29 protein-coding genes are annotated in these 22052 nt (G+C 75.0%); 13 read left to right on the forward strand and 16 right to left on the reverse strand.

Annotation, left to right across the window (positions count from 1 at the left end):
• From ACFVQZ_RS12655 to ACFVQZ_RS12670, 4 genes are all read right to left on the reverse strand, one after another.
• Positions 1 to 824, reverse strand: an 824-nt coding sequence (locus ACFVQZ_RS12655) for a rod shape-determining protein MreC (RefSeq protein ID WP_383621507.1), incomplete at its 3' end; no start/stop codon positions are given.
• Between the two features lie 111 nt (positions 825 to 935).
• Positions 936 to 2123: a globin domain-containing protein gene (locus tag ACFVQZ_RS12660; protein ID WP_383621509.1), complete on the reverse strand. Its 1188-nt coding sequence runs from the start codon at positions 2121 to 2123 to the stop codon at positions 936 to 938.
• Positions 2124 to 2194: 71 nt separating this feature from the next.
• Positions 2195 to 2641 (reverse strand): RrF2 family transcriptional regulator, encoded by a 447-nt coding sequence (locus ACFVQZ_RS12665; RefSeq protein WP_383621511.1) that lies wholly within the window; start codon positions 2639 to 2641, stop codon positions 2195 to 2197.
• Positions 2642 to 2722: 81 nt separating this feature from the next.
• A complete protein-coding gene (locus ACFVQZ_RS12670) occupies positions 2723 to 3130 on the reverse strand; it encodes an SHOCT domain-containing protein (protein ID WP_030493323.1) in 408 nt (135 codons plus the stop codon).
• A gap of 190 nt (positions 3131 to 3320) precedes the next feature.
• Between ACFVQZ_RS12670 and ACFVQZ_RS12675 the strand changes: the two genes are divergently transcribed.
• Both ACFVQZ_RS12675 and ACFVQZ_RS12680 read left to right on the forward strand, forming a co-directional pair.
• Complete coding sequence (locus ACFVQZ_RS12675) at positions 3321 to 3758, forward strand: DUF6325 family protein (protein WP_036413990.1); 438 nt, start codon at positions 3321 to 3323, stop codon at positions 3756 to 3758.
• Between the two features lie 3 nt (positions 3759 to 3761).
• Positions 3762 to 4157 (forward strand): SHOCT domain-containing protein, encoded by a 396-nt coding sequence (locus tag ACFVQZ_RS12680; RefSeq protein ID WP_051787566.1) that lies wholly within the window; start codon positions 3762 to 3764, stop codon positions 4155 to 4157.
• Positions 4158 to 4188: 31 nt separating this feature from the next.
• On the opposite strand, the gene ACFVQZ_RS12685 is transcribed toward ACFVQZ_RS12680, so the two are convergent.
• Positions 4189 to 4647, reverse strand: coding sequence for a peroxiredoxin (locus ACFVQZ_RS12685; protein WP_030493326.1), 459 nt, complete (start codon positions 4645 to 4647; stop codon positions 4189 to 4191).
• An 87-nt stretch (positions 4648 to 4734) separates the two neighbouring features.
• Complete coding sequence (locus ACFVQZ_RS12690; RefSeq protein ID WP_030493327.1) at positions 4735 to 5334, reverse strand: PadR family transcriptional regulator; 600 nt, start codon at positions 5332 to 5334, stop codon at positions 4735 to 4737.
• A gap of 253 nt (positions 5335 to 5587) precedes the next feature.
• Here ACFVQZ_RS12690 and ACFVQZ_RS12695 point away from each other — a divergent pair, with 253 nt between their 5' ends.
• On the forward strand, positions 5588 to 6076 hold the full coding sequence (locus tag ACFVQZ_RS12695) for an SRPBCC family protein (protein WP_030493328.1): 489 nt from the start codon (positions 5588 to 5590) through the stop codon (positions 6074 to 6076).
• Positions 6077 to 6221: 145 nt separating this feature from the next.
• The gene (locus ACFVQZ_RS12700; protein ID WP_383621515.1) at positions 6222 to 7544 is read left to right on the forward strand and encodes an Ig-like domain-containing protein; all 1323 of its coding nucleotides are present in this window, start codon (positions 6222 to 6224) and stop codon (positions 7542 to 7544) included.
• Positions 7545 to 7576: 32 nt separating this feature from the next.
• On the opposite strand, the gene ACFVQZ_RS12705 is transcribed toward ACFVQZ_RS12700, so the two are convergent.
• The 3 genes from ACFVQZ_RS12705 to ACFVQZ_RS12715 form a co-directional block, all read right to left on the reverse strand.
• The gene (locus ACFVQZ_RS12705; protein WP_383621517.1) at positions 7577 to 7897 is read right to left on the reverse strand and encodes a cupin; all 321 of its coding nucleotides are present in this window, start codon (positions 7895 to 7897) and stop codon (positions 7577 to 7579) included.
• A gap of 53 nt (positions 7898 to 7950) precedes the next feature.
• Complete coding sequence (locus ACFVQZ_RS12710) at positions 7951 to 9351, reverse strand: M20 family metallopeptidase (protein WP_383621519.1); 1401 nt, start codon at positions 9349 to 9351, stop codon at positions 7951 to 7953.
• 137 nt (positions 9352 to 9488) lie between these two features.
• Positions 9489 to 10073 (reverse strand): TMEM165/GDT1 family protein, encoded by a 585-nt coding sequence (locus ACFVQZ_RS12715; protein ID WP_030493332.1) that lies wholly within the window; start codon positions 10071 to 10073, stop codon positions 9489 to 9491.
• A gap of 392 nt (positions 10074 to 10465) precedes the next feature.
• On the opposite strand from ACFVQZ_RS12715, the gene ACFVQZ_RS12720 reads away from it, so the two are divergent.
• Entirely contained in the window at positions 10466 to 11575 is a 1110-nt protein-coding gene (locus tag ACFVQZ_RS12720) for a PP2C family protein-serine/threonine phosphatase (protein ID WP_030493333.1), read from the forward strand.
• Between the two features lie 211 nt (positions 11576 to 11786).
• Complete coding sequence (locus tag ACFVQZ_RS12725; RefSeq protein WP_383621521.1) at positions 11787 to 13667, forward strand: CocE/NonD family hydrolase C-terminal non-catalytic domain-containing protein; 1881 nt, start codon at positions 11787 to 11789, stop codon at positions 13665 to 13667.
• Positions 13668 to 13694: 27 nt separating this feature from the next.
• Here the strand turns inward: ACFVQZ_RS12725 and ACFVQZ_RS12730 are convergent, their stop codons facing one another.
• Both ACFVQZ_RS12730 and ACFVQZ_RS12735 read right to left on the reverse strand, forming a co-directional pair.
• A complete protein-coding gene (locus tag ACFVQZ_RS12730; protein ID WP_321192536.1) occupies positions 13695 to 14285 on the reverse strand; it encodes a nucleosidase in 591 nt (196 codons plus the stop codon).
• Positions 14286 to 14329: 44 nt separating this feature from the next.
• Positions 14330 to 14542, reverse strand: a complete 213-nt coding sequence (locus ACFVQZ_RS12735; protein ID WP_030493336.1) for a DNA-binding protein — start codon at positions 14540 to 14542, stop codon at positions 14330 to 14332.
• Positions 14543 to 14741: 199 nt separating this feature from the next.
• Between ACFVQZ_RS12735 and ACFVQZ_RS12740 the strand changes: the two genes are divergently transcribed.
• Positions 14742 to 15878: a PP2C family protein-serine/threonine phosphatase gene (locus tag ACFVQZ_RS12740; RefSeq protein WP_321192537.1), complete on the forward strand. Its 1137-nt coding sequence runs from the start codon at positions 14742 to 14744 to the stop codon at positions 15876 to 15878.
• 183 nt (positions 15879 to 16061) lie between these two features.
• Positions 16062 to 16394, forward strand: a complete 333-nt coding sequence (locus ACFVQZ_RS12745; RefSeq protein ID WP_051787568.1) for a luciferase family protein — start codon at positions 16062 to 16064, stop codon at positions 16392 to 16394.
• A gap of 21 nt (positions 16395 to 16415) precedes the next feature.
• Here the strand turns inward: ACFVQZ_RS12745 and ACFVQZ_RS12750 are convergent, their stop codons facing one another.
• Positions 16416 to 16934 (reverse strand): PaaI family thioesterase, encoded by a 519-nt coding sequence (locus ACFVQZ_RS12750; protein ID WP_030493339.1) that lies wholly within the window; start codon positions 16932 to 16934, stop codon positions 16416 to 16418.
• Between the two features lie 116 nt (positions 16935 to 17050).
• Here ACFVQZ_RS12750 and ACFVQZ_RS12755 point away from each other — a divergent pair, with 116 nt between their 5' ends.
• Together ACFVQZ_RS12755 and ACFVQZ_RS12760 are read left to right on the forward strand one after the other, a co-directional pair.
• Entirely contained in the window at positions 17051 to 17521 is a 471-nt protein-coding gene (locus tag ACFVQZ_RS12755) for a helix-turn-helix domain-containing protein (protein WP_030493340.1), read from the forward strand.
• A gap of 60 nt (positions 17522 to 17581) precedes the next feature.
• Entirely contained in the window at positions 17582 to 18454 is an 873-nt protein-coding gene (locus ACFVQZ_RS12760; protein ID WP_030493341.1) for a YhjD/YihY/BrkB family envelope integrity protein, read from the forward strand.
• Here the strand turns inward: ACFVQZ_RS12760 and ACFVQZ_RS12765 are convergent.
• The 3 genes from ACFVQZ_RS12765 to ACFVQZ_RS12775 form a co-directional block, all read right to left on the reverse strand.
• Complete coding sequence (locus ACFVQZ_RS12765) at positions 18423 to 18908, reverse strand: DUF2267 domain-containing protein (RefSeq protein WP_051787570.1); 486 nt, start codon at positions 18906 to 18908, stop codon at positions 18423 to 18425. The genes ACFVQZ_RS12760 and ACFVQZ_RS12765 overlap by 32 nt on opposite strands.
• An 81-nt stretch (positions 18909 to 18989) precedes the next feature.
• Positions 18990 to 19388, reverse strand: coding sequence for a DUF2267 domain-containing protein (locus ACFVQZ_RS12770; protein ID WP_030493343.1), 399 nt, complete (start codon positions 19386 to 19388; stop codon positions 18990 to 18992).
• A 100-nt stretch (positions 19389 to 19488) separates the two neighbouring features.
• The gene (locus ACFVQZ_RS12775) at positions 19489 to 19923 is read right to left on the reverse strand and encodes an Hsp20/alpha crystallin family protein (protein WP_030493344.1); all 435 of its coding nucleotides are present in this window, start codon (positions 19921 to 19923) and stop codon (positions 19489 to 19491) included.
• Between the two features lie 169 nt (positions 19924 to 20092).
• Between ACFVQZ_RS12775 and ACFVQZ_RS12780 the strand changes: the two genes are divergently transcribed.
• The 3 genes from ACFVQZ_RS12780 to ACFVQZ_RS12790 all read left to right on the forward strand — a co-directional run bounded on the left by ACFVQZ_RS12780 (position 20093) and on the right by ACFVQZ_RS12790 (position 21654).
• Entirely contained in the window at positions 20093 to 20746 is a 654-nt protein-coding gene (locus ACFVQZ_RS12780; RefSeq protein WP_030493345.1) for a hypothetical protein, read from the forward strand.
• A gap of 77 nt (positions 20747 to 20823) precedes the next feature.
• Positions 20824 to 21042, forward strand: coding sequence for a hypothetical protein (locus ACFVQZ_RS12785; protein ID WP_321192538.1), 219 nt, complete (start codon positions 20824 to 20826; stop codon positions 21040 to 21042).
• A 120-nt stretch (positions 21043 to 21162) separates the two neighbouring features.
• On the forward strand, positions 21163 to 21654 hold the full coding sequence (locus tag ACFVQZ_RS12790) for a peptidylprolyl isomerase (protein WP_383621526.1): 492 nt from the start codon (positions 21163 to 21165) through the stop codon (positions 21652 to 21654).
• Between the two features lie 79 nt (positions 21655 to 21733).
• Here ACFVQZ_RS12790 and ACFVQZ_RS12795 read toward each other — a convergent pair whose 3' ends face one another.
• Positions 21734 to 21982: a type B 50S ribosomal protein L31 gene (locus tag ACFVQZ_RS12795; RefSeq protein ID WP_030493348.1), complete on the reverse strand. Its 249-nt coding sequence runs from the start codon at positions 21980 to 21982 to the stop codon at positions 21734 to 21736.
• Positions 21983 to 22052 lie beyond the last annotated feature (70 nt).

The raw sequence follows: 22052 nt of genomic DNA on the forward strand, positions 1-22052 counted from the left end.
GGGGTGACACCGCTGGGGAGGGCGGCGCACCTGATTGTGCCAGGGCGGCGGAGTGGCCCCCCCGGGCCCCCCCGGGCCCCCGGGTGGCGCAGGGCCGAGGCCAGCATCAGGCCGGCGCCCCGGACGACGCTGGTCGCCGGATCGTTGGCGAGCCGCACCCGGCCGCGCAGCACCTGCGCGAGCCGCGCGGTCACGTCGAGCCGCAGCGCGCCGCCGCCCGTCACCAGCACTCCCCGGCGCAGCGCCCCGCGGACCGCGCCGGTGCCGTCCTCGCGCCACATGTCGCTCACCATGTCGGCGGCGGTCCCTGCCACCGCCTCCGGCACCCCGCCGTGCGGCGCCGGGTCGTCCACGCCGAGTTCGGCGAGCCGGGCGTCCTGCACCTGTCCGTCCACGACGAGCGTCACCTCGGTCAGCCGGGCCCCCAGGTCCACCACCAGCAGCGGGCCGCCGCCGGGCGGCGCCGCGTAGGCGGCTGCGGCCCGCGCGCTGTCGACGGCGATGACCCGCACGGCGCCGAGCCCCGCGACCGCCCGGCGGGCCGCCTCGCGTTCCTCGGGGGCGGCGAGCACCGGATGGGTCAGCATCACGACGGTGTCATGGCCGGCGTCACCGGGCGCGGACGCGGCCAGACGCTTCAGGAGCAGCAGCTGCGAGGACGGGTCCGCGACCCGGCCGCGCCGGACCGCCGCGCTCGGCACGTCCGCGAAGACGCCCGCCCCCGGGGCCCAGGCCCGGGTGCGCGAGCTGCCGATGTCGAGGGCTATGCCCCGTACCGCCCGCCGCGGGTCCCGGTGGCCGCCGTCCGCTCCGTACGATCCCATCGTGTCCGTCCATGTCCGTGTCGGCCCACTGATCACGAGGCCGATCCGCGCCCACACTATGCAGGATCCGCAGCGGGAACGCCACGGCGCTTGCGGATCCAAGGATCATGGTCAGGCGGAGGCGCCCAGCCAGAGGTCCGGTCCGAAGACCTCGTAGTGGATGTCGGCGGCGGCGACGCCGGAGGCGACGAGGTCGCCGCGGACCGCGCGGAGGAAGGGCAGCGGGCCGCACAGGTAGGCGCTCGTGCCGGCCGGCAGCTCCAGCGCGGTCACGTCGGCGAGGCCCGTGCGGGCGCCGGACGTGCCCGGCTCCTCGTACCAGAGGTGCAGGCTGCCCTGCGGGAGCCGGCCGACGAGGGCGCGCAGTTCCTCGGCGTGGGCGTGCGCGGCGGGGGAGCGGTCGGCGTGGACGACGACGACCGGGCGCGCGGAGCCGGTGGCGGCGAGGTGGTCGAGCATGGCGAGCATGGGGGTGCTGCCGATGCCGGCGGAGGCGAGCAGCAGGGGCCCGTCGCCCTCCGGCAGCACCAGGTCGCCGAAGGGCACCGAGACCTCCAGGGCGTCGCCGGCGGCGGCGTGGGCGTGCAGCTGGTTCGAGACCTCGCCGGCCGGGTCGCCGTCGACCCGCTTCACGGTGATCCGCCAGCTCGGGCGGCCCGGCGCGGCGGAGAGGCTGTACTGGCGGATCTGATGGGCGCCGTCCGGCAGCGTCACGCGCACGCTCACGTACTGCCCTGGCCGGAAGGCGGGCAGCGGCGCGCCGTCCGGGTCGGTGAGCACGAAGGAGACGGTGTCCGGGGTCTCCTCGCGCCGTTCGGCGATCCGCACCGGGCGCCAGACCTGTCCGTCCGCGACGCCCGCCTCCTGGTAGAGGCGGCCCTCCAGCGCGATGAGCGCGTTCGCCATCAGCCAGTAGACCTCGTCCCACGCCCGGGCGACCTCGGGGGTGACGGCCTCGCCGAGCACCTCGGCGATCGCGGCGAACAGGTGCTCGTGCACGACCTTGTACTGGTCGGCGGTGACGCCCAGGGAGGCGTGCTTGTGGGCGATGCGGGAGAGCAGCGTGTCCGGGCGGGTGTCGGGGTGCTCCAGCAGGGCGACCGCGAAGGCGGCTATGGAGCCGGCGAGCGCCTTGCGCTGGTCGCCGCTGGCCTGGTTGCCCCGGTTGAAGAGGTCGCGCAGCAGCTCGGGGTGGGCGGCGAAGAGCCGCCCGTAGAAGCGCTCGGTGATGGCGTCGAGCGCTCCGCCGACGGCGGGCAGGGTGGCGCGGACGACGGGGACGGCCTGCTCGGACAGCATGGGGACTCCCAATCTGGTAGATGATCTTCGCATTTAAAGGGACGGGTGAGGGCGCCGGGTCGGGCGCCGGATCACGCGGGAGGGCGGCGGGGGGTGAGGGAGAGCAGCACCGGGCCGGTCGGCGAGCCGACGAGATCGGCCACCGTCAGCGGGTCGAGCGTGCGGTAGAAGGCGTCCTGCGCCTCCCGCAGAGCGCCCCGCAGCCGGCAGGCCGCCCGCAGCGGGCACGGCGGATCGGCCTCGCAGCCGACGACCTCCTCCTCGCCCTCCAGCGTCCGGGTCAGCCAGCCCACCGACGAGCGCCGCCCGAACGCGGTGAGGGCGAGCCCGCCCCCGCGTCCGCGCCGGGCCTCGACCACACCGAGGTGCTGGAGCCGGGTGACCACCTTCGCCATGTGGGCGTGCGGCACGGCCATCTCCTCCGCCACCGCGCGGGTGGTGACGGGTTCCTCGTCGTCGGCGACCGCCAGGCGCATCACGGCGCGCAGGGCCAGGTCGGTGAACTTGGTCAACCTCACGGCGTGACCGTATCAAAGCGGTGTCCCGGACTCGCATTAAGGGGGCGAGTCCGGGACACCGGGTTGATCAGGGGGCGGGGGTCAGGCCAGGACCTTGGCCTTCGCCTGCTGGAACTCCGCCTCGGAGATGGCGCCCCGCTCCTTCAGGTCCGCGAGCCGCGCCAGCTCGTCCGTGGCGCTGGGGGTGGCGTTCGCCGCGGCCTGGGTGCCGGCCGTCTGCCGGATGTACTCCTGGAAGCGGGCCTCCGCGTCCTTCGCCTGCTTCGCGTCACGCGCGCTCATGCCCTTGCCGCGGGCGATCACGTACACCAGCACGCCGAGGTAGGGGAGCAGGATGCAGAAGATCAGCCAGCCCGCCTTGGCCCAGCCGCTCAGCTCGTGGTCCCGGAAGATGTCCGTGATCACCTTGAAGAGCAGGAAGAGCCACATGATCCAGAGGAAGAACCACAGCATCGTCCAGAAGACGTTCAGGAGGGGGTAGTCGTCCATTCCTGCACACTCCGATCCGTCGCGTCCGGCCGGGGAGGCCGCGCGTTGGAGCGAGTCTCACCTGTCCGGCCCGCGCCCGCATGTCGGAGAGGGGCCGCCCGGGCTCCGCGTGCGGGCCCGCACGCGCCGTGTTCGGATGGGAACTCCCGTGCGCGGACGGGTCCGCGGGGACGACGAGGAGCGGAGTGCCATGGGACCGGTGGAATGTGTCGTGCTCGCCTTTCCGGGGGAGCGGCTGAAGGTGGCGGCGGTGGCCGCGATCGCGGAGCTCCGCAAGGAGGGCCAGGTCCGGCTGATCGACTCGCTCGTCGTCGTCAGGGCGCCGGGCGGCGAGGTCTCCACCTCCGAGCTGATCGAGTACGACGAGTACGACGAGGCCACGGCGGAGATCGGCCCGGAGGCCAACCTGCTGGGCCCGGAGGACGCGGCCGAGGTCGCCCAGTCGCTGGAACCGGGCTCCTGCGCGCTGATGCTGCTGGTCGAGCACACCTGGGCCGCGCGTGCGGCCGAGGCGATCCGCGAGGCGGGCGGCCGGATCGCGGCCCGGGTGCCCATCCCCGACGCGCACGTGGCGGAGGCGCGGGCCGCCTACGAGGAAGCGGTCTCCGCCGCCGCCGGAAGGAGCTGACGCATGTTCATGCGACGCCGTCCCCTCGTCCGCCCGGTCGTCCGGCCGGCCGGGGCCCCGCTCCTGCGCGGCGCCCTGGTCGGCGGAGCCGCGTACGCCGCGGGCCGCAGCGCCGCCCGGGCCGCCCGCCGCGAACAGGACCAGGAGCAGGCCATCGCCGACCTCCAGGACCGGCAGACCCAGGCAGCCCCGCAGGCCCAGGCCCCGCAGTCCTGGCCGCCCCCGCCGCAGCCGACCGCCCCGCCCGCACCGCCGTCACCGCCCGGCGGCCAGGCGCCCGGTGGTCAGCCCCCCGGCGGCCTCACCGAACAGCTGACCAGGCTCGGCGACATGGTCCAGCAGGGACTGCTCACCCCGGAGGAGTTCGCCGCCGCCAAGGCCCGGCTCCTCGGCACCTGACACCCGGCGGGCCGCCCCGCCCGAGCCCGGCTCAGGAGGCGCGGAGTGCCGCGAGCGCGGCGAGGGCGCGGTCCGCGTGGGCGGACATCCGCAGCTCGCTGCGGACGACCTCGCGGACGCGCCGGTCCTGTCCGATGACGAACGTGACCCGCTTCGTCGGGGCCAGCGAGAAGCCGCGGCGCACCCCGAAGCGCTCCCGGACCGTGCCGTCCGGGTCGGACAGCAGCGGATAGCCGAGCGAGTGGCGCTCGGTGAACTCCCGCTGCTTCTCCACGACGTCGCCGCTCACGCCCACCGGCAGCGCACCCGCCGCGCGGAACTCGGCCGCCAGGTCCCGGAAGTGGCACGCCTCGGCGGTGCAGCCGGGCGTCATCGCCGCCGGATAGAAGAAGAGGACGACCGGCCCCTCGGCGAGCAGTCCGGACAGGGAGCGCGGGGTCCCGGTCTCGTCCGGAAGGGTGAAGTCCTCGATGAGATCACCGACGTTCATGCGGTCCGCCCCTTCGTCGGGCGGACCGGCCTCCCGGCGTCCGCCCCGCCGTGCCCGCCGGCCTCCCCGGCGGACTACCCGAGAGTTCTACCGCAGGGTAGGAGCCGGCGTCACCCCGCCGCCGCCCCGCCCGGCCGCGATCCGCGCGTCGAGGACCGCGAGCACCCGCTCGCCCCACCGGAGGTTCTCCTGCTCCAGCAGCCGGCCGCGCATCAGCGTCAGATACGGCCCGACGCGTTCGGACTCGCGCAGGTACGTCTCCTCGTCGCGGTCGCCGAGCAGCCAGTCCCGCAGCCGGTCGTACCGCGCGAGCCGGTCCCGGGAGGCGTCCATCCGCCGTGCCACGAAGCCCCGTACGGCCTCCGTGTCGCCGCCGTCGCACGCCTGCACCTGCACCATCAGCTCGTCGCGCACCGCCGTCGGCCGGGGCGCCACGGAGGTGAACGAGTCCAGGTCCCGGCGTCCCTCCGGGGTGAGGCTGAACATCCGCTTGTTGGGGCGCCGTTCCTGCTCGACCACGCGCGCGGAGATGAGCCCGGCCTCCGCCAGCCGGTCGAGCTCGCGGTAGAGCTGCTGCGGGGTCGCGGCCCAGAAATTGGCGACGGACACGTCGAAGATCTTGGCGAGGTCGTATCCGGATGCCTCGCCCTCCAGGAGAGCGGCGAGGACGGCGTGCTTCAGCGACATTCCCGACACGCTAGCAGCCCGTTGAATAGTTTCTTCCGCACCTATTCAACGACCGGATCGACGACTCGACGGCCGGACCGACGCGTTCGACAGCCGGACCGAAGACGTCGACGGCGGGACGGACGACGTCGACGGTCGGACCGGCCGCCGGCCCGCACCGTCCTGCGTGGCACCCCGCCCCGGGCCTGCCTACGCTGGATCACCAGACACCGCGGGGGCGACGACCGGGGGAGCCGGAGGAGCGAGCAGCGCCATGGACACCGACGCGTACGTCTACACCAGCTACATCAGGACCTCCCCGGACGACCTTTGGAAGGCGCTGACGGAGCCGGAACTGACCCGGCGCTACTGGGGCGTGGCCTTCGACACCGACTGGACCCCCGGCGCGGTGATGGTCTGGGACGAAGGCGGCCGGCGCACCAGCGATCCCGAGCAGGTCGTCGTCGAGGCCGTGCCGGGCCGCCGGCTCGCGTACACCTGGCACACCTTCACACCCGAATGGGCGAAGGCGGTCCGCCTGGACGACGAGGTGTACGGACTCCTGTCCCGCGAGCGCCGCTCCACCGTCGCCTTCGACGTGGAGCCGTCCGGCGACGACATGGTCAAGCTGACCGTCACCCACGCGGACCTGGAGCCGGACGGCATCATGCGGGGGCTCATCGGCGAGGGCTGGCCCGCGATCGTCTCCAGCCTGAAGTCGCTCCTGGAGACCGGCGAGGAGCTGCCGGAACCGCCCCGCTGACCCATTCGAGTCGTCTCCGCGGCCTCTCGCCCGCCACGCCCGCCCCCTTGATCATCTTTTCGTCCCGTCGTCGGTTCTGATGAGCGGGCCGGTGCCCGTCCGCCGGCCGTCCCCCGGTCAGCGACGAAAGGCGAGGGTGTCCGACGTGCCGTCACGCCGATACGTACCGGGACGGGGAGCGCTCTCCCTCGCCGTCGGGGCCGTCCTCGTCACCACCGCCGCAGGCCAGGCCCCGCCCGCCGGCCGCGCCGGAAGCACGGCCCGACCGGGGCCGGCCGTCGTCACCGTCGACGCCTGTTCCGGCGCGGCCGGCCTCTGCCGGGTGCCCCGCACCACGATGGCCGTCGACGCGTCCGCCTCCGTCGACCTGCCGGCCGGCGCGGGCCCGCTCGCCCTCGTCCTGCGCACCCCCGGACGGCTCACCGACGCCACCGTCACCGACCGCCGCGGGCGCCGGGTCGCCGGGCGCGCCGACAGCACCGGCACCCGCTGGACCAGCGAGGTCCCGCTGCCCGCCGGAGGCGCGTACACCGCCCGGCTCGTCCTGGAGGAGCCCGGCCCGGCCGGGCCCAGGAGCCGGGTCGTGCGGGTCGCCGTCCGCACCGCCGCGGCGCCCGCCGGCGAGCGGCTGACCGTCGACTTCGGCCCCGGCGACGGACGTACGTACGGAGTGGGCCAACCGGTCACCGCCGCACTCAGCCACCCGGTCCCGGCCGGCGATCCGGCCGCCCGCCGGACCGTCGAACGCGCCCTGGAGGTGCGCAGCGAACCGCGTGCCGTCGGAGCGTGGCACTGGGTGGACGCCGACACCCTGCACTACCGGCCGCGCGACTACTGGCCGGCGCGCGCCACGGTCCGGGTCCGCTCCGCCCTCGCCGGAGCCCGTGTCACCGACCGGCTGTACGGCGGCCCCTCACGGCCCCTCACCTTCTTCACCGGTGCCCGCGTGGAGGCCGTCACCGACGTCGCCGCCCACGAGACGCGGGTCTACCGGGACGGCCGGCTGCTCCGCGTCATCCCCGTCACCACCGGCAAGCGCGGCTTCCGCACCCGGGTCGGCACCAAGGTCGTCCTCGGCAAGGAGGCCGTGGTCCGGATGCGCGGAGACTCGATCGGCATCGCGCGCGGCAGCCGCGAGTTCTACGACCTCAAGGTCCGCTGGGCCACCCGGGTGACGTGGAGCGGCGAGTACCTGCACGCCGCCCCCTGGTCGGTGGACGCGCAGGGCAGCGCCGACGTGAGCCACGGCTGCACGGGCATGTCCACCGAGGCGGCCCGCTGGTTCTTCCGCACGGTCCGCGAGGGCGACCCGGTCCGGGTCGTGAACGGGTACGGGGAGCGGATGGCGCCGTTCGGCAACGGCTACGGCGACTGGAACCTCGACTGGTCCGCGTGGCTGCGCGGCAGCGCCCTCGGCCCCGCCGCCTGCCGGGCCGCCGCCGGCAGCCCGCTCCGGCCCGCCCTCTGACGACCGATCGGCCCCCGTGCCCTCCGCCGCGGTCAGTCGTTGACGGCCGTCAGCAGCACCACGGAGTCGTCCACGGCCGTCAGCCCGTGCCGCTCCTTGGGGATCATCCGCAGCACCCCCGTGGCGAGTTCGTCCGTCCAGCCGTGCGTGGTCAGCCGCACCCGGCCGCTGAGCACCTGGAGGCTCGCCGCCGGGGGAGCGTTGTGCTCGTCCAGGGCCGTACCGGCCGTCAGCGCGATCACGGTCTGCCGCAGCACCCCGTCGTGCAGGACCAGATGGGCGCTGCGCCCGTGCGGGGCGTCGCGGGCGGCGGCCAGGTGCTCGTCGGCGAGGGCGGAGAGGTCCACGTTCATACCCCCCAGCCTCCCGGCCGGGCGCCCGGCCGCAACTCGGGCCGCCGCCCGGCTCACCCGGCGGGCAGCAGTGCCCCGGTGAGGTGGTCGTACGCCACGTGCGCGTGCAGCCGCACGCCGGTGACGAGGGTGTCGTCGTCGGCGTAGAAGTGCGGGTTGTGGTTGGTGACGAGGCCGCGCCCGCCCTCCTCCGGCACCGGCAGCCCGTCCGCGCCGAGCGTGGCGTCCTGGACGCCGAGCATCACGTACAGGCCGCCGAAGCGCGCGATGAACTCGGACACGTCGTCGTACCCGAGGGTCGGCCCGGTCTCGGTGACCCGTTCGTCGCCGGCGACCCGCCGGAGGGTCGGCAGCGCCGCCGTCACCCACGGCCCGGTGTTGTGCACGGGCGGCACCGGCTGCAGGTACGCCACGTCGGCCGTGGCGCCGTACGCCGCCGCCGAGTGCTCGGCCAGGCGCCGGAGCCGTTCCCGCACCTCGGTCATGTCGGACTCGACCGCGCAGCGGACGGTGCCCCAGAGCGTCACCGTCTGGCCGATGATGTTGAACCGGCCGACGTCCTCGACGTGCCCGATGCTGACGGTGACCGGGTCGAAGGCCGACACCTGGCGGTACAGCTGCCCGATCCCGGTGAGCACCGCCCCGGCGGCAGGCATCGGGTCGACGCCCTGCCACGGCGTGGAGCCGTGCACCTGCTTGCCGCTGATGGTGATCCGGACCAGCACGGAGGCGCCGTACTGGTTGCCCACCCGGTAGCCCACGTACCCCTTCGGGTACGGCGTGACGTGCATCCCGAACGCCATGGTCGGCACCGGGTCGGCGAAGGCGCCCGCCTCGACCATGGCGAGCGCGCCGCCGGTCTCGGTGACCGGCGGGCCCTCCTCGGCGGGCTGGAAGACGAGGACGACGGTGCCGGGCAGCCGGTCGCGGACGCCCGCGAGGACCGTCGCCGCGCCCATCAGCATCGCGGAGTGGCAGTCGTGGCCGCAGGCGTGGGAGACCGGGAAGGGCCCGCCGGGATAGTCCGCGTCCACCACCTGGGACGCGAAGTCGGCCCCGCACAGGTCCCGCACGGGCAGCGCGTCGGTGTCGGCGCGCAGCGCGGCGACCCGTCCGCCGCCGCCGGGCGCGGTGCCCCGGAGGACGCCGACCACGCTGTGTCCGGCGATCCCGGTGCGGACCTCGTCGAGCCCGAGGGCACGCAGATGGCTGGCGACGAGCCGGGCCGTGCCCTCCTCGCGGTTCGACAGCTCGGGGTGCCGGTGGAGGTGGCGCCGCCAGGCGATCACCTGCGCGGCGGTCTTCTCGGCGAGCCGGTCGAGCTCGGCGTGCACGGGATCGGCGTACACGGGGTCGGGGCGCACGGACTCGGGGCGTACGGGGTCGCGGCGCAGGGCGTCCGCGCGCCCCGGGTCGGGGCGGGTGGCGGCGGGACGGTCGGGGGCGTCGGGCATGGGCTTCCCTCCGGGTCGGTGTCCGCGGCCCGGCGCCGCTCGCCGCCGGACCCGGCGGCCCGGCGGCGGGAACGGAGGACCGGGGCCGTACCCATGGTGCGCGGGTACGGCCCCGGAGGGCGAGCGGACGGGCCGGGTCAGCCGGTGAACACCTCGACCAGCGACCACACCGCCAGGGCCGCCATGCAGACGCCGCCGACGCGCTGGACGGTCTTGAGCGGGACGCGCTTGGCGATGAAGCGGCCGGCGACCAGCGCCAGCGCGGAGACCGAGGTGAGCGCGAGGAAGGAGCCGATCGCGGTCGACGCGGTGCCGTTGGTGGCGGCGAGGTTGGCGGTGGTGATCTGGGTCAGGTCGCCCCACTCGCTGATGAAGACGGCCATGAACGCGGTGGAGAAGACCGGCCAGAAGCCGGTGACGGTCTTGCCGCCCGTGTCCTCCTCGTCGTCGTCGCCCCCGGCGCGCAGCAGCACGAAGGCGCCGAAGCCGAACATCAGCGCGGAGACGAGCTTGACGATCCAGCCGGGCAGCAGCCCGAGGAGGCTGCCGGCGCCGACGGCGATGCCGACGTGGACGGCGAAGGCGGCGGAGGTGCCGAACCACACGTACAGGGGACGCATCCGCGTGCCCATCGCGAGCGACGCGAACATCGTCTTGTCGGGAAGCTCGGCGAGGAAGATGAGCCCGAAGGCGGTGACGATCGCCAAGGGGTCGAGGTGCATACCGGCGCTCTCTGCTCGGTCCGGGCCCGCGTGGCTCCGCACGGCACCTCGGTGGGCGACGGGAGGACCACTCGGCCCGGCATGACGGACCACGCCCACAGGGGTGCGGACGTGGTGATGCCTGGCCGAAGGTCTCGCCCGTCCGCGTCACGCGCGGACCCGGTCACCGGGAACCCGGGGGCTCCAGTGTGTCGACGACCGGTTCGCAGGGCTACTCCCCTTCGCTGCACTCAGTGTAACCGACGGCCTTCCCGCACCCTGAACCTCAGGTTCAGCGTGAGCTCAGGGGCTCTGACGCTGCGGTCGACGGTGACGGGCGGTCGGTCCCCGGGCGGGACACGCCCGTCCCGCGCGCACCGGACGGCCGCGCCCGTTCTGCGTACGATGATCACATGCACGCAGCTGGTCCCCGGCCCCGGCCCCGACCCGCCGCGGCGAAGCGGACCCAGGTCCGGATCGGTCGCGCCGTGCCCGTCCTGGTCCTGCTCGCGGTCGTCGTCGCGGACCTGGTCACGCCCGACTCCGAGCGGGTCGACCGGCTGCTCTTCACGGTCCCGGCGCTCGCCGCCGCCACCTGGAGCGTGTCCGGCACCCTCGGCATCGGGGCCGTCGCCATGGCGGTGCGCGCGGTGCTCGTCGCGAGCCGGGGCACACCGGCCGAGGAGACGCTGCTCGCCAGCGAGGGCCTGCTCCTCGGCATCACCGCCGCCTCCGCGTGGGTCAGCGCCGTCCGCACCCGCTACGAGCGGGACCTCGCCGAGGTCACCGCCGTCGCCGACGTCGTCCAGCGGGTCGTGCTCCGCCCGCTGCCGCCCCGCCTCGGCCCCGTCGAACTGCACCTGCTGTACGTCGCCTCCGCGGCCAAGGCCCGGATCGGCGGCGACTTCTACGAGGCCGTGCGGATCCCCGGAGCCGTGCGGATCATGCTCGGCGACGTCCAGGGCAAGGGCCTCGGCGCCGTCGAGACCGCCTCCGTGCTCCTCGGCGCCTTCCGCTCCACCGCCTACGACGCCCCCGACCTCCCCTCGCTCGCCGACCGGCTCGACGAGGGCCTGTCCCGCTACGCCGCCTGGGACCCCGACTCCGACGCAGCCGAACGCTTCGCCACCGCCGTCCTCGTCGAACTCCCCGACGACGGCGGCACCGGCCGCCTCCTCAACTGCGGCCACCCGGCGCCGCTCCTCCAGAACGGCTCCCGGATCACCACCGTCGAGGTCGCCGAGCCGTCGCTGCCCCTCAACCTCGCCGGCCTGGCCGACTCCCGGCACCACGTCGAGGAGTTCCCGTTCGGCCCCGGCGACCGGCTGCTGCTCTACACCGACGGCGTCAGCGAGACCCGCGACCGCGCCGGCGTCTTCTACCCGCTGGAGGAGCGCGCCCGCCGGTGGGCCGACGCCCCCTCCGGCGAGGTCCCCGAACTCCTCCACCGGGACCTCGCCGCCCACGGCGCCGGCGGACTGGACGACGACGTCGCCGCCCTGCTGATCGCCCGCACTCCCTGACCCGGTCCGGAACCGGGACCCGGTCCGGAACCGGTCCGTCCGTTCCCGGACGTCTCCCAAACGTCGACTTCGGGGCGGCCTGGGTCGTTCCCGCCGCCTTGCGTGACGCGTGCGCCCTTCGTGCGCTCTGTTCGCACCTTTCCCGATACGTGAGGCTTGCGTCCGTCCGCACGGCGGACGGTCGTACTCCAGTCGAGAGGAACCGGTGCACGTGCCCCAGCCCCACCCCACCACCGACGGCTCGTCCGAGGCGTTCCCGGGCTTCCCCGGGCTCCGGACCACCCTCACCGAGGCCGACGCGGACCGCGTCGCGGCCGACGGCCTCTGGGCCTCCGGCGGCACGGTCCACCCCGAGGCCGTCCGGTTCGGCCAGACCGCCGTCACCGCCCTCCTCGCCGACGGGCCTCCGCACGAAGGGCAGCTCCCCGCCGCGCTCGCCGACGCCGTCGCCCGGGTCCGCGGGCTCGCCCTGCCGGGCTTCCACCGCGTCGAGACCACCGACGGCCACCGGCTCTCCGCGCTCAGCCTCCGGCAGCTCGGCCCCGGCCCGCACCCCCTCGTCGTCGTCCCCTCCGGCTGGACCCCCTACGGCTGGGGCCTCTTCCCCGGCCTCTACCTCGCCCTCGCCCTGCGCGGCTACCACGTCCTCGCCTACACCCCGCGCGGCCTCGGCATCCCCGGCCTGCCCACCACCTCCGAGGGGTACGTCGACGTGGCGGGGCCGCTCGACGTGGCCGACGGCTCGACCCTCGTCGACTTCGGCGTCGAACACTTCGCCCCCGCCGCCATCGGCTTCCTCGGCGCGTCCTACGGCTCCGGCATCAGCCAGCTCGTCGCCGCCCACGACGAACGCGTCGGCGCCGTCGTCGCCCTCAGCACCTGGGGCGACCTCGCCGCCAGCCTGTACGACCACCGGACCCGCCACCTCGCCGCCGTGAAGGCCCTCATCGGCTTCACCGGCGGACCCGTCGAGGAGAAGTTCGACGCGGAGAACCGGCGGATCCTCGACGACTTCCTGAACGACCGGAACCTGGACGCCGTCGTCCGCTGGGCCGAGGGGCGCTCACCGCGGACATACACCGACCTCACCGACGACCACGGCACCCCGACCTTCTGCTCGAACACCTGGCACGAGAGCCTGTTCCCGGTCAACCAGGCCGTCGAGACCTTCGACCGGCTCCGCGTCCCCAAGCGGCTCAACCTCTGGATCGGCGACCACGCCGCCCCCGAGGGCCCCGGCCTGCTCGGCGTCGCGCCCGGCGCGCCCGACCCGGTGCTGGACGAGGCGTACGCCTGGCTCGACCACCACCTGAAGGGCGAGCGCAACGGCGTGGACGCGTGGGACGAGGTCTGCGCCCAGGTCATGTTCACGTACGTCACCGAGCCCGTCGCCGACCCCGTCACCGGGAACCCCACCGGCGCGCGACGGATCGTCCGGCCCGCGGTCCGCGAGTCCCGCCCCACCTGGCGGGACGTCACCACCGGGCGCGAGGTCTACGGCCTCACCGGCGACGGCGCCGGCGGCACCGACGGCCGCCTCGTCGCGCCGGGCGCGGACGCGCGGACCACCGGCTGGCGCCGCACCTTCCTCGCCGGCGTCGACACCGAGGCCACCGCCATGGGCGAACCGCTCCGCACCGGCCAGGCCGAGTGGAAGGGCAGCCCCAAGCTCTACGACACCCGCAAGATCGACCGGCGGCACGCCCTCGCCTGGACCACCGATCCCCTCGTCCCGGCCGACGGCGGACCCGTCGGCCGCCGGATCCGCGGCTTCCCCCGGCTCCGCCTCACTGTCCGCTCCACCGCCGCCGCGGCCGGCCTGATCGCCCACCTCTTCGACGTGGCCGAGGACGGCACGGCGCACATCGTCACCCACGAGCCCCTGAACGCCTACGACCTGACGCCCGACCGGGACACCACCGTCACCTGGAGCCTCCAGGCCGCGGCGTACGACGTCCCCGCCGGGCACCGCCTGATGCTCGTCGTCGACAGCAAGGACCCGCTGTACGGCGACGCCTCCGTCACCTGGACGCAGACCGGGCTCGGCTCGCCGCCCGGGGCCGCGTCCTTCCTGGAGCTGCCCCTCGGCTGAGCCCGCGGCCGTCCCCGGCGGCCCCGGTCAGCCGCGGTACGCCGGGATGTGCGCCGCGGCCCAGTCCGCCAGCGCCCGGGAGCAGGCGGCGACCGACTCGCGCCAGGTGCGGTCGGCGCCCGCGCCGGCCTCGTCGCTGACGTGCTTCACGATCCGCAGCGGCACCCCGGCGAGCTCCGCGGCGGCGGCCAGGGCGTACCCCTCCATGTCGACCAGCGGGGCCTGCTCGGCCAGCCGGGCGCGGGTGGCCTCGTCGGAGACGAACGCGTCACCGGTGGCCAGCACCACGTCGCCGCCGTCGGGCAGCGCGATCGGAGCCCCGAAGGTCTCGCCCGTCGTCAGCCGCGCCAGCGTCTCGCCGTCCAGGTCGTGCTGGACGACCGTGCCGACGACGTGCGTGCCGGTCCAGCCGGCGCGCAGCGCGCCGGCGGTCCCGAGGTTCACCACACCCGAGGGACGCGGGCCCCGCGCCAGGGTGGCGGCGAGGGCGTTCGCGGCGTTGACCTTGCCGATGCCGGTGAGGAGCACCGGCAGCGACGTGTCCAGGAACTGCGCCTCCTCCTTGACGGCGAGGACGAGCAGCGGGCGGTCGGGGGCGATGTCTCCCAGGAGTTCCATGGGCCCCACGCTAGAGCCCCCGCCCCCGGACCGTACAGCGAGGGTCAGGCGAGGCCGGTGCCGCGCTCGGCCAGGGCCTCGGAGAGCACCCGCAGGGCCTTCGGGCCGACGCCGTGCAGCGCGGCCAGTTCGGCGGCCGGGACGCCCGCGAGCTGGTCGAGCCGGGTGTAGCCGGCGGCGGCCAGGGCGCGGGTCGCGGGCGCGCCGATGCCGCGCGGCAGGTCGGTCCCGGGGCGGTCGGATCCGTGCGTGGCCATGCGCCGATCCTGCCACGGCGGGGGCGCGAGGGGGCCGTACCGGCCGGTAGCCTCTGCGGGTACGCAGATCGTGTCCCGGAGCGCCGCACCACCGTTTCCGCGCCGTCGTCGCGCCGCGCGAGGATCGGCGCCCGCTGGTGCAATGGGGGTGAGCGGGCGCCCACCGCCCGTCCGGTGGCCGCGCGGCGGTGGAGGTGTCGTGGCGGAGAGCAGGGAACGAGCGGAGCGGGACGCACCCGGGCGGGGGCTGCCGACGGCCGCGGTCGCCGAGACCGGGCTCGCGGAGGTGGCGGGCGCCCTGGCGGCGGCGATCGGGGAGATCGGCACCACGCTCGACGAGGCCGTCACCCGCCGCGAACTCGTCGCCTTCCTCGCCCGCCACCCCGGCGGCACCGCCACCGTCGAGCCGGCGCCCGGCCCGGGCGAGCCCGCCGCCGCCCCCGCCCCGCGGCTCGCCCACACCCTCACCGCCCCGCTCGCCGTCGACCGCGAGCGGCCGCTGGGCACGGTCACCGTCACCCGTGCCGCGCCCCCGTACACCGACGCCGACCTCGTCGTGCTGCGGCAGGCGGCGCGGCTGGCGGCCCGGCACCTCCGGCACGCCCGGCGGCTCGCCGCGACCGAGGACGTCGCCCTGCACCTCCAGCGCGCCCTCGTCGCCGAACCCGGCCGGCCGCACCCGAACCTGGAGATCGCCGGCCGCTATCTGCCGGCCGGGCCGCGCACCCTGGTCGGCGGCGACTGGTTCGAGACGGTACGCCTCCACTTCGGCCGCAGCCTGCTCGTCGTCGGCGACGTCATGGGCCACGGCCTCGACGCTGCCGTCGACATGAACGCGTACCGCTCGGCGCTCCGCGAGGTCGCCGCCACCGACCTGCCCCCGCACCGGGTGCTGCGCCACCTGGACGCGGTCGTCGCGGAGGACGGCGCCCGCCGGCCCGCGACCTGTCTGCTGGTCCGGGTGGACCCCGGGCGGGGCACCGCCACCTTCGCCAGCGCCGGGCACCTGCCGCCGGCGGTCTTCGGGCCGGACGGGGTGGCCGAACTGGTGGACCTGCCGGTGGGACCGCCGCTCGGCACCGGCGTCGGGGGCTACGAGCCGGCCACCCGGGAGCTCGGGCAGGGCGACACGCTGCTGCTCTTCACCGACGGTCTGGTCGAGCGCCGGGGCGAGGACATCGACGCCTCGCTGGCCCGTCTTGCCGGACTGCGGCTGCCGCCGGAACCCGGGCCGCGGCAGGTCGTCGACGAGGTCCTGGACCGGCTCGACGCCCGCCGCGCCGAGGACGACGTGGCCGTCCTCGCGGCCCGCGTCCGGGCCCGTCCGGCGGGCTGACCCGGCACCCGTGACACAGTGCCGCGCCACCCGCACCGAGCGTGGTGACATGTCGTCATCTCGCCCTGTGCGGGCGTCGGTTTCCGGCCTCGACGGGATTCTTTCGCCAGGACGCTTGTGCCGGGCCCCGCGGCCCGGCACGCTCCTCGTATGAACACGGCCAGGCATGCCAGTGAACGTCTGATGAGCTGGCCCTCGCTGACCCGTGGCCGTACGCACTGCGGTGCCGAAATCGGCCTCGGGACGGCGACGGAGGAGATCGTCCACTTCCACGGCGAGCACGAGGCCGACGTCCACCTCACCCGCGCGATGGTCGCCCGGCTGCGGCCCGCGCTCCAGAACTCGACCGCGGTCCGGCTCCGGGCCGGTTCCGGCTGGGTGACCGTCCGGCTCGACGCCGGGTCCGACATCGACCTGCTCGCCACCCTGGTCAGCGCGGCGCTCCAGGCCACCGCGGCGCCGGACGCGGCCCCGGACCGCTGCACCCGCGCCCGTCCGGTCGCCGGCAGGCGCTGACCGGACGGACGCGGGCGGGCGTCAGGCGCGCGCGCCGTCGCCCGCCTCCCGGCCGGGAACCGGGAAGAGCATGCAGGTGCTGGTCGCGTGCGCGAGGAGGCGGTCCTTCCCGTCGTACAGCTCGGCCTCCGCGAGCGCGGTGCGCCGGCCCCGCGAGACGACCGTGCCGACGGCCCGCACCGTGCCCGTGTCCAGGGTGATCGGGCGCAGGAAGCGGGTCGACAGGTCGAGCGACGTGTACGCGGTGCCCAGCGGCAGCGTGGTGTGCACCGCGCAGCCCGCCGCCGAGTCCAGCAGCGTGGCGTAGACGCCGCCGTGCACGCTGCCGATCGGGTTGTAGTGCTCCTCGCCGGGCTCCAGGGCGAACACCGCCCGCCCGTCCCCGACCTCCTCCAGCGTGAACCCGAGGAGCGCCGCGATCGGCGGGCCCGGCAGCCTGCCCGCGACCATCTCGCGCAGGAAGTCGATCCCCGCCATCGACGCCGCCGCCCGGGCCGTGGCCCCGGCGTCCTGCCACTCGACCGTGCGCGACCTGCCCATGACCACTCCGCTCCGTCGTTCCGCGTCCGCCGTCCCGACGGCTGGCTCTGCAGCGCGAAGCTAGCCCCCGCGTCGGCTGACTGTCAACGGCGCAGTCAGCTCGCTAGAGTGGGACGATGAACTGGCTGGAGACGGACACCGAGAACTGCCCGGTCCGCCGCACCCTGGACCTCGTGGGCGAGAAGTGGAGCCTGCTCATCCTGCGCGACGCCTTCAACGGCGTCCGCCGGTACGACGACTTCCGCCGCCACATCGGCCTCTCGGAGGCCGTCCTCGCCGACCGGCTCCGCAAGCTCGTCGCCGCCGGCGTGCTCCGCAGCGTCCCGTACCGGGAACCCGGCGCCCGCACCCGTCACGAGTACCGGCTCACCCCCAAGGGCATCGACCTCTGGCCCGTGCTGCTCGCGCTGAAGCAGTGGGGCGACACCCACGCCGGCGACCCCGCGGGCCCCGTCCTGGACATCCGCCACACCGACTGCGGCGCCCCGGTCCGGGTCGTCGTCCAGTGCGCGGGCGACGACGCCGGGATCCTCACCGCCCGCGAGGTCACCGCCCGTCCCGGACCCGGCGCCCGGCGCCTGCCCTGACCCCACCCGTTCGGCCGCATCGCTGCGGGACCCGGCCCTCCGGCGGGTACCGGACCAGACATGCCCCCCACCCCCGGTACGCCGCGCGACGAGCCGCCGCGCGCACCCGCGCCCCCGGTCCGCCGGTGGCACGCCCGTCTGCTCGCGTCACCGGTGGCGCTCGCCTGGAACCGGGGGCGGGCCATGGAACTCATGCACCGCGCCATGGGGTTCGCCGCCCTCAGCCTGCTCACCCTGGTGCCGCTGCTGATCGTCGTGGCCGCCGCCGACCTGGCGCGGGGCCAGGGCTTCGCCCGCTGGCTCATCCAGGGCCTCGGCGTCACCGAGGTCTCTCAGGAGGAGGTCGAACTCCTCTTCGGCCAGCCCGGTCAGGCGCTCCAGCGCACCACGGCCTTCGGACTCGCCGCGCTCGCCGCCTTCGGCGTCACCTTCGGCTCCGCCGTCCAGACCGGCTACGAACGGGCCTGGGACCTGCCCACGGCACGCTGGCACACCATGTGGCGCCACATCGTGTGGCTCGCCGTCCTCGTCGCCGCCCTCCTCCTCTTCGTCGCCTTCCCCGCGCCCGCGAACGCCTCCGCCGGCGTCACGGTCCTCGTCGCGGGCGGGGACCTCCTCGGCACCTTCCTCTTCTTCTGGTGGTCGCAGCGCTTCCTGCTGTGCGGGCGGATCCGCTGGCGCGCCCTGCTGCCCGGCGCCGTGCTCACCGCCCTGGGCCTCCTCGGCCTGCGGGTCTTCTCCCAGCTCGTCTTCTCGCCGCTGATCGCCTCCAACGCGGTGACGTACGGCCAGTTCGGCACCGTCCTGGTGCTCCAGTCGTGGCTCGTCGGGGTCGGCTTCGTCGTCTACGGCAGCGCGCTGGCCGGCCGGCTCGTGCACGAGACCCGCGTCCGCCGCCGGCTCACCCGCTCGACTCCGCCGGGACCCCGCTGACCTCATGCGCGGGCAGCAGCTCGGGACGGCCGAAGAGGAGGGCGTAGCCGGACGGCAGCTGTCCGATCATGCGGTCGGTGAGCTCGGGTCCGGCGAGCCGGGCGACCGGGGCGAGGACCGCGCCGACGTCCCAGCGGGTGGTGGCGAGGCTGCCGCCGGTCCGCTCGGCGAGGTCCTTGACGAACTCCCAGCCGGTGAGCGGCGTGGTGGCGGGGATCTGGGCGGTGAGCGTCAGCGCGGCCTCGAAGGGCAGGCGGGCGGCGAGTTCGACGCGTTCGTCGCCGACGAGCTGCCGTCCCAGCGCGGCGAGCACGGCGCGGACGGCCTGCTCGGCGCGCTCCCGGGTCGGGTACGCGCCCTCGTAGCGGACGCGTTCGAGGAGCCCGGTGTACGAGGCTTCCTCCCGGACGGCCGTGGCGGCGGCGGGGAACGGGGTCTCGGTCTGGAGGGTCATGGTGGTGTGCGTCGCCGTTCTCTTCGGGCCCGGCCGGAGCGGCCGGGCGGAGCGAACAGGGGGAGGCCGGGCGGGCCCGGCTCAGCGGGGGAGGGAGGGGCGCCCGAAGAGCAGGTCGTACCCGGGCGGGAGCTGGAGGAGCATCCGGGCGGTCAGGTCCTCGCCGGCCGCGTCGGCGGCGACGCTCAGCACGGCGCTGACGTCCCAGGCCGCCGTCCGTTCGGTGGCCCCCTCGATCCAGGCGGCGGTGGCCCGGACGAACCGCTCCGGGGAGAGCGGTTCGGTCGCCTGGAGCGGGTTGAGCAGGACGACGGCGAAGGTCTCGGGCAGGCGGGCGGCGAGCGCGGCCCGCACGTCGCCCACCAGATGGGCGCCGAGCAGGGCCAGGACGACACGGGCGGCCCGTTCGGCCTCCTGCGGGGTGTCGTAGTCGCCGCGTTCCCGCACGCGGTCCAGGAAGGTCTGCCAGGGCAGTCTCATCGCGACCCCTCGTGTCAGTGCGGGGTGATGACGGGAGCGGAGGGGGGAGGAGGGAGAGGCTGTTCGGCCTCCGCCCTCCGCTCCCGGCCGGGGGAGCGGCTCAGCCGCTGATCTGGCGGCGGTCGTCGCCGCTGCCGATGGAGATCTTGCGGGGCTTCGCCCGCTCGGCGATCGGGATGCGGAGCGTGAGCACGCCCGCGGTGTAGTCCGCGGTGATCTTCTCGGTGTCCAGGGTGTCGGCCAGCATCAGCTGCCGCGAGAAGACGCCGAGGGGCCGCTCGGACAGCTCCATCTGGACGTCCTCGGCCTTCTGGACGGGCCGGCGCTCCGCCTTCACCGTCAGCATGTTCCGTTCGACGTCGATGTCGATCGCGTCGGGGGAGACGCCCGGCAGATCCATCATGATCACGTAGACGTCGCCCTCGCGGTAGGCGTCCATCGGGACGGCGGCGGGACGGGACCAGGTGCCGGTCGTGTTCAGCATCTGCTGGGTGAGGCGGTCGAGTTCGCGGAACGGGTCGGTGCGCATCAACATCGTGGAACACCTCCATCGGTTCAGGCAGTGGTTGCCAATGCGCTTCACCTGACATCCGTTGTAACATGTCGTCGGATGGATGACAACTTGGATGTCATCGAACCGACGACACCGCACATCACGACACGACGCCACGACGGCGACCGTCCTCGCAGGAGAGAGTGATCCCATGGCCGGAGGCGACGACCCCGTGAGCTCCCGCGCGGCGCTGGTCGCGCTCGCCGCGATCGACGAGGCCGTGCGCGCGGCCCGGTCCGCGAGCCCCCCGGCCGCGCCCGCCCGCACCTCCACCGAGGAGGCGCTGGCCGCGCTGCTGCTCCTGCGCGAACTGCGCGAGCAGCTCGCCGGGTGGGAGCCCGGCCTCATCGAGGCCGCCCGGGACGCGGGCGCCAGCTGGGCCGACCTCGCCAAACCCCTCGGCGTCACCAGCCGGCAGGCCGCCGAGCGGCGCTATCTGCGGGTGCGCCCCGGCCGCCCTGGCACCACCCGCGAAGAGCGCGTCCAGGCCACCCGCGACCGCCGCGCCGCCGACCGCACGGTCACCAGCTGGGCCCGGGACAACGCCGCGGACCTGCGCCAGCTCGCCGGACAGATCACCGCCCTCGACGGCCTCCCCGCCGCCCTCCGCCGCGAGCTCAGCCAGGCCCTCGCGGACGACGACCCGGCCGGCCTGCTGGCCCCCCTCGCCCGCGCCCGCACCGCCCGCCCCCCGCTCCCGGCCGGTCTCGCGGAGCGCGTCGACACCCTCGCCCGCCGCACCGCGGACCTCCGCAGCGAGAGCGACCAGCGCCGCTCCGGAGCCGCCCCGCCCGCCGCGACCTGACAGACCGGCGGACGGCCGGCGGACGGACGGACCGGGGCCGGCCGTAACCCTTTGCCGTCCCAGCAGTTGACCAGGGCATGAAGAAGCGCAGCATGCTCGCCATCGCCTCCCTCGCCGCAGGCGTCGTCACCGCCCTCGTCACCCCGCCGCCGCAGGCCAGCGCCGCGGAGAACCCCCTGAACCTCGGCGGGGCCACCGGCCTCCTGCAGGACGAGGGCACCGCCACCGTCCTGCACGAGACCGTCACCACCGTCGAGGGCGCCGTCACCGACGGCACCGCCCAGGGACTCCGCTGACCCGAGGCCCCCACCGCCCCCGGTGCCCCGCGCCCCGCCGGCGCGGGGCACCGGCGTGTCGTGACCCGCCGGGAGGCGGCCCGTGCGCGCGCGGTGCGCGGGTAATGACAGGATGTCCCCATGAGCAACAACGTTTTCTTCGACATCACCATCAACGACGAGCCGGCCGGCCGGATCGTCTTCAAGCTGTTCGACGACGTCGTCCCGAAGACGGCGCGGAACTTCCGCGAGCTCGCCACCGGCGAGCACGGCTTCGGCTACGAGGGCTCCTCGTTCCACCGTGTCATCCCCGCCTTCATGCTCCAGGGCGGCGACTTCACCGCCGGCAACGGCACCGGTGGCAAGAGCATCTACGGCGCGAAGTTCGAGGACGAGAACTTCCAGCTCAAGCACGACCGCCCGTACCTGCTGTCGATGGCGAACGCGGGCCGGAACACCAACGGTTCCCAGTTCTTCATCACCACGATCGTCACCGACTGGCTGGACGGCAAGCACGTCGTCTTCGGCGAGGTCGTCGAGGGCCAGGACCTCGTCAAGAAGATCGAGTCCCTGGGCTCCCCCTCCGGCAAGACCCAGGCCAAGGTCACCATCAGCAAGTCGGGCACCGTCTAGGACCCCCGGACCGGGGCGGCCACGCGGTGTCCGCCGGACACCGTCCGCCGCCCCGGCCCCGCCGCGAAAAGCGGGAGCCTCAGCCGCCCTCGCCGTACCGCCGCTCGAACTTCGCGATCCGCCCCTCCGTGTCCACGGTCCGCGCCTTGCCCGTGTAGAACGGATGGCTCTCCGACGAGATCTCGACGTCGACCACCGGATACGTCTCGCCGTCGTCCCACTCGATGGTCTGTTCGCTCGTCGCCGTCGACCGGGTCAGAAACGCGTACCCCGCCGAACGGTCCCGGAACACCACCGGCCGGTAGTCGGGCTGCTTGTCCTTCTGCACGGGACCTCCTCGCCTCGGGCGGCCGGCACCCGGCCACCCCGTCCAGTCCGGCCCGAACGGCACGGACCCC

This window comes from Streptomyces sp. NPDC057854 (assembly GCF_042797055.1).
In the GTDB taxonomy this organism is placed as follows: domain Bacteria; phylum Actinomycetota; class Actinomycetes; order Streptomycetales; family Streptomycetaceae; genus Streptomyces.